The organism is Saccharothrix isguenensis (assembly GCF_052936305.1).
Map to the genome: position 1 here is coordinate 3,850,537 of NZ_CP193626.1, position 11,256 is coordinate 3,861,792.

5 protein-coding genes are annotated in these 11,256 nt (G+C 73.5%); 1 reads left to right on the top strand and 4 read right to left on the bottom strand.

Features of this window, described 5'->3' with window-relative positions; all coding sequences use genetic code 11:
* Window positions 1-17: 17 nt before the first annotated feature.
* From ACRAKI_RS17540 to ACRAKI_RS17555, 4 genes are read right to left on the bottom strand one after another with little or no spacing between them, the layout of a single operon-like run.
* Complete coding sequence (locus ACRAKI_RS17540; RefSeq protein WP_447008172.1) at window positions 18-1,016, bottom strand: methyltransferase; 999 nt, start codon at window positions 1,014-1,016, stop codon at window positions 18-20.
* Window positions 1,017-1,018: 2 nt separating this feature from the next.
* Entirely contained in the window at window positions 1,019-5,413 is a 4,395-nt protein-coding gene (locus ACRAKI_RS17545) for a non-ribosomal peptide synthetase (protein ID WP_447008173.1), read from the bottom strand.
* Window positions 5,410-6,732, bottom strand: coding sequence for an MFS transporter (locus tag ACRAKI_RS17550; protein WP_447008174.1), 1,323 nt, complete (start codon window positions 6,730-6,732; stop codon window positions 5,410-5,412). The genes ACRAKI_RS17545 and ACRAKI_RS17550 overlap by 4 nt, the downstream gene beginning before the upstream one ends.
* Window positions 6,729-9,989, bottom strand: a complete 3,261-nt coding sequence (locus ACRAKI_RS17555; RefSeq protein WP_447008175.1) for an amino acid adenylation domain-containing protein — start codon at window positions 9,987-9,989, stop codon at window positions 6,729-6,731. Before ACRAKI_RS17555 ends, ACRAKI_RS17550 begins: the two co-directional genes overlap by 4 nt.
* 104 nt (window positions 9,990-10,093) lie before the next feature.
* On the opposite strand from ACRAKI_RS17555, the gene ACRAKI_RS17560 reads away from it, so the two are divergent.
* Window positions 10,094-11,242 (top strand): RNA-guided endonuclease InsQ/TnpB family protein, encoded by a 1,149-nt coding sequence (locus tag ACRAKI_RS17560; RefSeq protein WP_447008176.1) that lies wholly within the window; start codon window positions 10,094-10,096, stop codon window positions 11,240-11,242.
* Window positions 11,243-11,256 lie beyond the last annotated feature (14 nt).

Here is an 11,256-nt window from a genome sequence, read left to right on the forward strand (position 1 = left end):
TGATCAAGGCCGGAGGCTCACCGCCGGCGCGCCACCACCAGCGACTGGCCCGGCGACGTGGTCAACGGGTGCGTGACCGGGTCGCCGAAGCCCGCCGACGCCAGCCACCCGCCGATCTCGGCGGCCCCGTAGACCTGCCCGCCCTGGCCGTGGAACAGGTTGAGGCTGAAGACCCGGGCGAAGGCGTCGGACGCGCGGTCGGGGGAGTGCTCGTCGTGTTCGAGGAGCACCACCGCCCCGCCTGGTCGCAGGGCCGACGCCACTCGCCTCAACAGGGCCTCGTTGGCGGCGGCGGGGCGGCCGTGGACGACGTTGAACAGCAGGACGGTGTCGTAGTCCTCGCCCAGGTCGAGCGCGTCGTAGTCGCCGGGGCGCAGCGCGACGCGGTCGGACAGGCCCGCGTCCGCCACGGCCGTCGCGCCGACCGCCAGCGCGTCGGGCAGGTCGATGACGGTGGCCAGGAGGTCGGGGTGGGTCGTGCACAGGCGGATCGCGTGCTTGGCGTGGCCGCCGCCGACGTCGAGGAGCCGGGCGCCGACGGGCACCACCGAGGCGACCTCGGGCGCGATCGCGTCGGCGTGCCGGGAGAGCATGCCCTGGAACCGGCGCAGCACGTCCGGCCGTTCGGCCAGCCACGCGTAGAAGTCGATCGCGGGCTTGCCGGTGCGCACCGACTCCTCCAGACCCTCCCACGACTCGAACAGCACCACCGACCAGAAGCCCGCCACCTCGGCGTACCCGCCACCGGTCAGCCACTTCGCGGTGTCCGGGGTGTTGGCGTAGCCCTCAGGGCCACCGGTCAGGTACCCGAACGAGACCAGCGCGTCGGCCAGCAGGCCGGTGCCGCGCGGGTCGGCGCCGATGGCGGTGGCCAGCGCGGCGACCGGGCGGGGACCGTCGGCCAGCGCGTCGAACACGCCCAGCCGCAGGCCCGCCGCGACGGCCCGGTAGGCGGCGGTGGCGAGCAGGTCGTGGAACGACGGCGGCCCGTCGTCCGGCGGGAGGTGCAGTGGCATGGTCAGGCCCTTTCCGGCAGCACGCCCGCGGCGGCGAGGAAGTCCACGTGGCGGGCGATCATCTCCGCGTCGGCGGGCGGGAACTCCACCCCGCACGCCGCCGCCGCGTCCCACGTGGCCGAGCAGTCGAACACCGGGTGCGCCCGGTGCGTGGTGGTCAGGCCGAACGCCAGCGGGCCGAACGCGCTGTCCGGGCTCTCCAGCATCAGCGAGCGCCAGTCCGGGTACTCCAGCAGCCGGGTCGGGTAGCCCTTCGCGGTGAGCACTCCGCCCAGGTCGGCGTAGCTGAACCCGTCCGCCCGGTAGTAGTGGAAATCGCGCGCCCGCATCGACGGCCGGGTCGAGATACCCGCGATCGCGCCCGCCAGCCGGTCCACCGGCAGCATGTCGATCACGTCGGACGTGCGCGGCACGGCGCCCGCGTGGGCGCAGGTGGCGATCTGCCTGCTCAGGTACGACTCGGTCTTCGCGGTGCCGGTGCGCACGTCGCCCACGATCGCGGCGATCCGGTGGATCGACACCGGCACGCCCCGGTCCCGCGCGAGCACGCCCATCATGTCGGCCACCCACTTGGTGGTGTGGTAGCCGGTGTCCAGGCCGGTCGGGTCCTCGGGCCGGTCGCCCTCGGTGATCCGCTGCCGGTCGTAGCTCGCGCCGAGGAACACGCCGAGCGTCGACATCAGGTGCAGCGGCTTCGTCGCGTAGCGGGTCGCCAGCCGCAGCACGTCCACCGTGCTGCCGACGTGCGGCGGCATCATCCACTGGTAGGTGAGCACGAAGTTCATCACCGCGCCGTTGTGGTAGATCGCGTCCATGCTCTCGGCGAGCCCGTCGAACGCGGCCTCGGTCAGCCCCAGCCTGGGCTGGGACATGTCGCCGATCACCGGCACCACCCGCGCCAGCTGCTCCTCCGGCACGTCGAGGTGCGCGCGGCGCAGGTTGGCGCGGATGCGTGCGGCGGCCACCGCCGGCGTCTCCGCCCGCACCAGGCAGTGCACTTCGGCGTCCGTGCGGGTCAGGAGTTCGCCGAGCAGGTGCGCGCCGAGGAACCCGGTGGCTCCGGTGAGCAGCACGCGTTCGGCCGGGCCGGTCCGCACGGGGTGGTTCGGGGCGATGTCGTCCGGCGGGATCGCGTCCAGCTCCATCTCCGGCACGGTCGGCAGGCCGGACTTGTAGCGCTTGGCGAACGTGTGGTCCGACGCGGCGGCCTGCTCCACCACCTCGGCCAGCTCGGCGAGGTCGGCGGTGGCGAACAGGGCGCGCAGCGGGACCGTCACGCCGAGCAGGGCACGCACCTTGGCCAGCACGGCGGCGGCGATCAGCGAGTGCCCGCCCAACGCGAAGAAGCTGTCCCGGCGGCCGACCAGCGGCACGTTCAGCACCTCCGACCAGACCTCCGCCAGCGTCCGCTCCACCGGTGTGCGCGGCGGCTCGTACGGCGTGGACCGGGCGGTCGGGTCCGGGTCCGGCAACGCCGCCACGTCGACCTTGCCGTGCCGGGTGAGCGGCAGCTCCTCCAGCACCAGGACCGCGCCGGGCAGCATCGCGTCCGGCAGCCGTCCCGCGCAGAACGCCCGGAGCTCGTCCAGCTCCGGCCCGGCCGCCCCGGCACGCGGCACGAGGTAGGCGACGAGGGTGTCGCCGCGCACCGCCACCGCCGCGTCGGAGATCGCCGGGTGCGCCAGCAGCGCCGCCCGCACCTCGCCCGGCTCGATCCGGTGACCGCGCAGCTTGACCTGGTCGTCCACCCGACCCAGGAACTCCAGCGTGCCGTCCGGCAGCAGCCGCACCAGGTCGCCGGTGGCGTACATCCGGCCGCCCGGGACGGTCGGGTCGGGCAGGTAGGCCGTCGCCGTCCGCGCCGGGTCGCCCCGGTAGCCGCGGGCGGGGGCGACGCCGCCGATGTGCAGCTGACCGGGCACCCCCACCGGCGCCGACCGGAGTTCCGGGTCCAGTACGTGCGCCAGGACGCCGGGCAGCGGACGGCCGATCGGCACCGTGGTGGCGCGGGGGTCGACCTCGGCGGCGTCGACCGTGGGGTAGGCGGTGGCGCAGACCGTGGTCTCGGTGGGGCCGTAGTGGTTCACCAGCGCGACCTTCCCGCCGGTCAGCCTGGCCCACTCGGCCGCGGTCGGGATCGGCACGGACTCGCCACCGATCATCATCACCGACAGCGGGCCTGGGTCGACATCGAGGCCGTCCAGGTCGGCCACCCAGCGCTTGAACAGCGCCGCGGCCGTGTCGACGGCGGTGATGTGGTGGTCGGCGCACAGCCCGAGCAGGTCCGGACCGCTGATCGCCGCCGGTTCCGGGTGCACGACCACCGCCGCGCCCGCGCACCACGCCGGGAACACGTCACCCACCGACGCGTCGAAGCTCAGCGGCGGGATCATCAGGATCCGCTGCCCCGGGCCGAACCCGTGCAGGTCGATGAACCCGCCGGTCAGGTTGGCGAGCGTGTCGTGCTGCACCTGCACGCCCTTGGGGACACCGGTCGAACCCGACGTGTAGACGATGTACGCCAACCCGCCGGGCGGCACGACAACGGCCGGCGGCTCGTCGGCCTCCCCGGTGAACGCGTCGTCGGTGGTGTCCAGCAGCGCGCCGTGGAACCCGCCGAACCGCTCCCGGTGGCCCGGGGCGGTGATCACGACGGGCGCGCCGCAGTCGGCCAGCAGCCCGGCCAGCCGGGCGGGCGGATGCGCCGGGTCGAGCGGCACGTACGCACCGCCCGCCTTGAGCACGGCCAGCAGCGCCACCAGCGCGTCCGGCCCGGCCGTCAACGCCAGCCCCACCGGCGTCTCCGGCCCGACACCCCAGCCGGCCAGCACGTGCGCCACCCGGTTCGCCCGCCGGTCCAGCTGCGCGAACGTCAGCTCGGCGCCGTCCGCCAGGTCCAGCACGGCGGTCGTGCCGGGGCGCGCGGCGACCTGCTCGGCGATCCGCGCGAGCACACCGGGACGCACCTGCTCGACGCGCTCTCCGTTCAACCGCGCCGCCGCCTCGCGGTCGGACGCCGTCGTCGTGTCCACTTGGGACAACCGAGCGGCCGGGTCGGCCACCAGCGCGGCGAGCACGGCCAGCAGGTGGTCGGCCAGCCGCGCCACCGTGTCCGGGTCGAACAGGTCCGTGCTGTAGTCGAGGTTCGCGGGCCAGTCGCCGGCCGTCTCCCGCACGTGCAGGGTCAGGTCGAAGCGGCTCGTCGCGCGGTCCACCGGCAGGCCCCGGGCGTCCATCCCGGCCCACCCGCCGGACCCGCCGCCCCGGTTGAGCACCAGCATCACCTGGAACAACGGGTGGTGCGCCAGATCCCGGCGCGGCGCCACCCGTGCGGCGACCTCGTCGAAGCTCACGTCGGCGTGGTCCAGCGCGTCGATCGCGGTCGAGCGGGCCCGGCCGAGCAGGTCGGCCACGGTCGGGTCGCCGGACAGGTCCAGCCGCAGTGCGGTCGTGGTGACGAACATGCCGACCGAGCGCTCCAGCTCGGGGAAGGGCCGGTGCGTGGTCGGCGAGCCGATCACCAGGTCGTCCACCCCCGACCGGCGCGACAGCACCACGCCGAAGACGGCCAGCAGACCCGCGAACGTCGTGCAGCCGTGCGCGCGGCACACCTCGGCCAGCTTCCCGGCCAGCGCGGCGGGCACGGTGAACCCGTGGCTGCCGCCCGCCGTGGTGCGGTTCGGCGTGCGGGGCCGGTCCAGTGCGAGGTCGAGCACGTCCGGCGCACCGGACAGCCGGTCGTACCAGTGGTCCAGCTGCCGCCGGCGCTCACCGTCGGCGAGCCGGTCCGCCTGCCAGCGCACGTAGTCGGGGAACTGGACGCCGACCGGGTCGAGCGCCACGCCCGCGTAGACGTCACCGACCTCGCGCGCGACCATGATCAGCGACAGGTCGTCGCACACGATGTGGTGCGCGCTGAACACGACCGCCGTGTCACCCGGCCCGACCCGCACCGCCCGCACCCGCAGCAACGGCGCGACACCCAGGTCGAACGGCGTGTCCACTTCGGACACGATGAACGCGTTCAGCTCGTCCTCGCCATCGCGCGACGTGAAGGCCACGTCGGCGGGAACGTCGTCCAGCACCTGTTGTTCGGGCACCCCGTCCGTGTCCACGACCCTGGTGCGCAGCGCCTCGTGCCGCCCCATCACGGTCCGCACCGCCGCGCGCAACCGGTCCTCGTCGACCTCGCCGGCGACGCGCAGCGCGGCGAACATGACGTACGCGCCCGCGTCCAAGCCGAGCCGCCCGGTCAACCACAGACCGCGCTGGTTGCCCGACAGCGGCACGACCGCGCCTTCGGGTCGACGGGGCACGGACTGCGCGGAAGCGGCCAGTCCGCGTTCGGCGAGCAGCTTCGCCAGCAGTCGTTCGCGGTGGTCGGAGAGTCCGGTCATCGGGGTGTCCTTTCAGGCGACGGCGTCTCGTCGGCCACCGCGTCGGGCAGGTCGTCCACGGTGCGCAGCCGGGTCAGCGACCAGGCGCAGGCCGTCAACACGAGCATCAGCGCACCGACGACCAGGAAGATCAGGGCGATGCCACGTCCCTCGCCGGTGCCGATCAGCGCGCCGACGCTGCCGGCCAGCGCGCCGTCGGCGGCCATCAACGGCTCGGCCACCCCGTCGGTGAGCGGACCGATCAGGAGGTAGGCGACCGGCATCGCGGCGGTGCTGAGCATCCGCACCACCGCCAGCACCCGGCCGAGCACCGCCGGGTCGACCTTGGTCTGCAACAACGTCACGCAACACGTGTTGATCAACGGCAGGGTGAACAGGAACAGGGGCGCGGCGACACCGATCAGCCACGGCGACGGCGCGAGCGAGTGCAGCACCAGGAACACCCCGCCCAGCGCCAACCCCAGGTAGATGCCGTGCACCCGGCGCCGGGGCCCGCCCCACACGCCCATCACCAGCCCGCCGACGAACAGCCCGCTGCCGCCCACTGCCATCAGCACGCCGAGCACCGCCGGACCGGAGAACGACAGGATCAACGGCTGCACCAGCCCGCCCGCGATGGCGAACAGGAAGTTCCACACGCCGAACACCACGCACAACGCGAACAACCCCGACGCGCCGCGCAGCCACACCAATCCCGCGCCGATGCCCTCGCGCTTCCCGGCCGACGCACCCGCCGGCCGCACGGCGTCCGCCGGCAGCCGTGCCACGACCAGCGCCCCGACCGCGAACACCATCGACACGAAGTCGATCAGCAGCACGCCCCGCAGCCCCACCAGGCCCAGCAACGCGCCCGCCACCAGCGGCGCGGCGATCTGCACGCCCTGCGTGATCTGCATCAGCCCGTTGATCCGGCCCAGGTGCTCCTTCGGCACCAACGCCGGCACCAGCGCCGTGTAGGCGATGATGTGGAACGAGTTCAGCGTCGCGGTCAACGCGGTCGCCACGTAGACCTGCCAGAGCGCCAACGCGTCCGCGGTCACGGCGACCAGCAGCAACGCCGTCACCACACCCGCGCCGGAGTCCGCCAGCAGCATGATCCGCTTGCGGTCGTACCGGTCCGCCACCACGCCCGCGTACGGCGCGACCAGGATGCCCGGCACCACCGCGCAGAACTGGATCAGCACGAACGTCGTCACCGACCCCGTGCCGAGGTACACCCACACCCCGAGCACGAACGCGGTCAGCGCGGAGCCGATCACCGACACGAGCTGGCCGGCCCACACCACGGCGAACCGGCGCAGGCCGTTCCCGCCGCTCACGGGGTCTCCCCGAGCATCGCCTCGACCTCTTCCGCCGACATCCCGGCCAGCTGGACGCGCAGTTCGGCGATCGCGGCGATCCGTCCCGGGTCGTCCAACGAGGCCAGCGAGGCGGCGATCCCGGCGATGGTCGGCGCGGCGAACATCCGGCCGATCGGCACCGCCACCGCGAACGCCCCCTGCACCCGGGCCAGCACCTTCGCCGCGAGCAGGGAATGACCGCCCAGGGCGAAGAAGTCGTCGTGCAGGCCCACCTCGGGCACGCCCAACACCTCGACCCAGATGCCCGCCAGCACCTCCTCCACCGCGTCACGCGGCGGCACCCGCTCGCCCTCCGCGGCCCACACCGGCGCGGGCAGCGCCTTGCGGTCGGTCTTGCCGTTCGGCGTCAACGGGAACGCGTCCAGCACCACGGCCGTGGCGGGCAGCATGTAGTCGGGCAGCCGTTCGGCCAACCCGGCCCGCAGCCGCGCCCACAACCCCTCCCGCACCACGTCCGCGCCCGGCACCACGTACGCGACCAGGCGTTCGTCGATCGCCAGCACCACCGCTTCGCGCACCAGCCCGGAGGCCGGCAACGCGGCCTCCACCTCGCCGAGCTCGATCCGGAACCCGCGCACCTTCACCTGGTGGTCGGCCCGGCCCAGGAACTCCAGCGTGCCGTCCGACCGGTGCCGCACCAGGTCGCCGGTCGCGTACAGCCGCCGCCCCGGCTCCTTCGAGAACGGGTCGGGCACGAACCGGCTCGCGGTCAGCGCCGGCCGGTCGTGGTAGCCGCGCGCCACGCCCGCGCCGCCGACGTGCAGCTCGCCGACCACCCCCGGCGGCACCGGTTCCAGGCCCGGACCCAGCACGTACAGCCGGGTGTTGCCGGTCGGCGGCCCGAGCGCGACCGGCGCGGGGGAGGGCTCGACCAGCCCCGCCGACGACCACACCGTCGTCTCCGTCGGGCCGTACGCGTTCCACAGCAGCGCGTCGTCGCCCAACAGGTCGTCGGCCAGGTCCCGGGGCAGCGCCTCACCGCCGCAGACCCGCGTCACCACCGCGGCCGGCACCCCGCCCGCCGCGTGCAGCAACCGCCACGTCGCCGGGGTCGCCTGCATCGCCGTCACCTCGCGGTCGACCAGCAACGCGCGCAACGCCGTGCCGTCCGCCGCGATGTCCGAGGGCACGACCAGCACCTCGGCGCCCGCCGTCAACGGCAGCAGCAGTTCCAGCACGGAGATGTCGAACGACAGCGTCGTCACCGCGGCCAGCCGGTCCGCGGCGGTGAGCTCGAACAGCCGCTGGAACGACACCAGCAGGTTCACCACGGCCCGGTGCGGCACCTCCACGCCCTTCGGCGCGCCCGTCGACCCCGACGTGTAGATCACGTACGCCAGGTCCGCACCGGACGCGGGGCACGGCACGGGCTCGGGCGCGAATTCGTCCGCGTCGGCAAGACCCAGCACCGTCCCGTCGAACCGCGGCCCGTCCCGGTCGGTGACCAGCACGGCCGCGCCCGAATCTGCCAGCACCGACGCCAGCCGGTCACCCGGCCACGCCGGGTCGAGCGGCACGTACGCCGCGCCCGCCTTCCACACGCCCAGCACCGCCGCGACCAGGTCCGGGGTGCGCGGCAGGCACAACGCCACCGCCGAACCCAGCCCCACGCCGTGCGCCCGCAGCAGCGCGGCCACCTGCTCGGCCCGCGCGTCCAACTCCGCGTAGTCCAGCCGGGAGGCCGCACCGGACACCGCGGTGCCCCGTCCGGTGATCAGGTCCAACGCGGTGCGCGCGGGCGGCAGCGGCAGGTCGGTGGCGTTGTAGCCCTCCAACACCTCCCACCGCCGCACGCCGGTCAACCCGTCCAGCTCGCCGAGCCGCCGCTCCGGGTGCTCGGCGGCGGCGGTGAGCAGCGCGATCAGCCGGTCGAGGAACTCGGCGACGGTCGACTCGTCGAACAGGTCGGTGTTGTACTCCACGCCCAGAGCCAGCGCGTCGCCCTGCTGATCGGCCGCCAGCGTCAGGTCGAACTTCGCCACCTTCGGGTCGGGCACCAGCGGCTCGACCCCCAGCCCGGCCATGCGGATCTGGATCGGAGGGGTGTTGGTGAGGATGAGCTGGGTCTGGAAGATCGGCGCGTGCCCGGTGCTGCGCTGCGGGCTCAGGTGCTCCACCAGCTGTTCGAACGGCAGGTCGGCGTGCGCGAGCCCGGCCGCGGTGACCTCGCGGACGCGGCCCAGCAACTCGGTGAACGTCGGGTCGCCGCCCACGTGGGTCCGCAACGCCAGCGTGTTGACGAAGAACCCGATCAACCCTTCCAGGTCGGTGTGCGAACGCCCGGCGACCGGCGCGCCGACCACCACGTCCTCCTGCCCGGCCAACCGGCCCAGCCTCGCCGCGAACCCCGCCAGCAGCACCATGAACAGGGTGACGCCGTGCGCCCGCGCCAACTCCTCCAACGGGCCGATCGGCACGTGGCCGTACCGCAGCGCGCCCCGGTGGGTGACGACGGGCGGCCGCGGCCGGTCGGTCGGCAGGGTCAGCAGCTCCGGTGCGCCCGCGAGGTGTCGTGACCAGTAGTCCAGGTGCCCGGCGGACACGTCGGCCATGCGGTCGCGTTGCCACACCGCGAAGTCCGGGTACTGCAACCGCAGCGCGGGCAGGTCCGGCTCCCCGTCCCGCGACGCCGCGTCGTACGCCTGGCCCAGCTCGCCCAGCAGCACGGACAGCGACCAGGCGTCCGCGGTGATGTGGTGCATGCTGAGCACCAGCACGTGGTCGTCGTCGGCGAACCGGCCCAGGCTAGCCGTGAACAGAGGCCCTCGGTGCAGGTCGAACCCGATGCCGCCGCGCTCGTCGGCGAACCGCTGCGCCTCCGCGTCGCGGTCCCCGTCGGGCAGCTCGTGCGTGGTGAGGGCGGCCGTGCCGGTGGACGCGACGAGCTGCACCGGTTCGCCGCCCGAGTCCGGGAACGTGGTGCGCAGCGACGCGTGCCGGTTCACCAGCACGTCCAGCGCGCGCTGCAACGCGGCCGGGTTGAGCGGGCCGCGCAGCCGGAGCGCGATGGGGACGTTGTAGACGGCGCTGCCGGGGGAGAACTTGTCCAGGAACCACAGCCGTTGCTGGCCGAACGACAGCGGGTACGCGGTGGGCGCCGACGCACGGGCGCGCAGCCGTCGCGCCAGCAGTTCCCGCTTCCGGGCCGAGGCCGAGGCCGAGGTGGGGTCGGGATCGGGCGCGGAGGTGCGGCCGGACGCCGGGACGTCGGTCATCTGGGCTCCTGTCGGTGGATACCCCGGCGTTCACGCCGGGGAGGAAACCGGTGCTTTCGACCGCGTCGGCAAGGCTCACTTGCTGGGGTGTCGATGTGTGAGAAATGTCGTCGGGGTCGGTGGTGAAGCGGGCGTTCCGGTACCGCTTCTACCCGTCTGCGGCGCAGGAAGTGGAGTTGTTGCGCACGTTCGGGTGTGTGCGGGTGGTGTACAACCGGGCGTTGGAGGCCCGCACGCAGGCGTGGTACGGCGAGCACCGTCGGGTGAATTACATGCAGACGTCGGCCCTGCTCACCGAGTGGAAGAAGTCCGACGGGCTGGGGTTTCTCAACGAGGTGTCGTCGGTGCCGTTGCAGCAGTCGTTGCGGCACTTGCAGTCGGCGTTCACCGCGTTCTGGGAGAAGCGGTCCCGCTACCCGCGGTTCAAGTCCCGCAAGCGGGGCAAGGCTTCCGCGGAGTACACCCGGTCGGCGTTCCGCTGGCGTGACGGCCGGTTGACGTTGGCGAAGATGGCCGAGCCGCTGGACGTCGTGTGGTCCCGGCCGCTGCCCGAGGGTGCCGAGCCGTCCACGGTGACCGTGTCGCGTGACGCGGCAGGCCGGTGGCACGTGTCGATCCTGGTCGAGACCACCGTCGCCCACGCCCCGCCCACCGGCTGCGTGGTGGGTGTCGACGTTGGGATCACGTCCCTGGTCACGCTCTCGACCGGGGAGAAGATCACCAATCCGGGGCACGAGCGGCGGGATCGAAAACGGCTGGCCCGCGCGCAGCGGGCGCTGGCCCGCAAGGAGAAGGGTTTCGCGAACCGGGCGAAGGCGCGGCTGCGGGTGGCGCGTGTCCATGCCCGTATCGCCGATCGCCGCCGGGATCTGTTGCACAAGCTGACCACTCGACTCGTCCGGGAGAACCAACTGGTCGTGATCGAGGATCTGGCGGTCCGCAACATGGTCGGGAACCGGTCGTTGGCCCGCGCGATCTCCGACGCGTCGTGGTCGGATCTGCGGTCGATGCTGGAGTACAAGTGCGACTGGTACGGCCGCGACCTGGTCGTGGTCGACCGCTGGTTTCCCTCCAGCAAGACCTGCTCGCACTGCGGGCACCTGCTGGACACGCTGCCGCTGCGCGTGCGCGAGTGGACCTGCCCCGGCTGCGGGGCTTCGCACGACCGCGACGTCAACGCCGCGCGCAACACCCTGGCCGCCGGGCAGGCGGTCACAGCCTGTGGAGCCGGAGTGGGACCGACCCGGCGCTAGTCGGCGAGGCATCC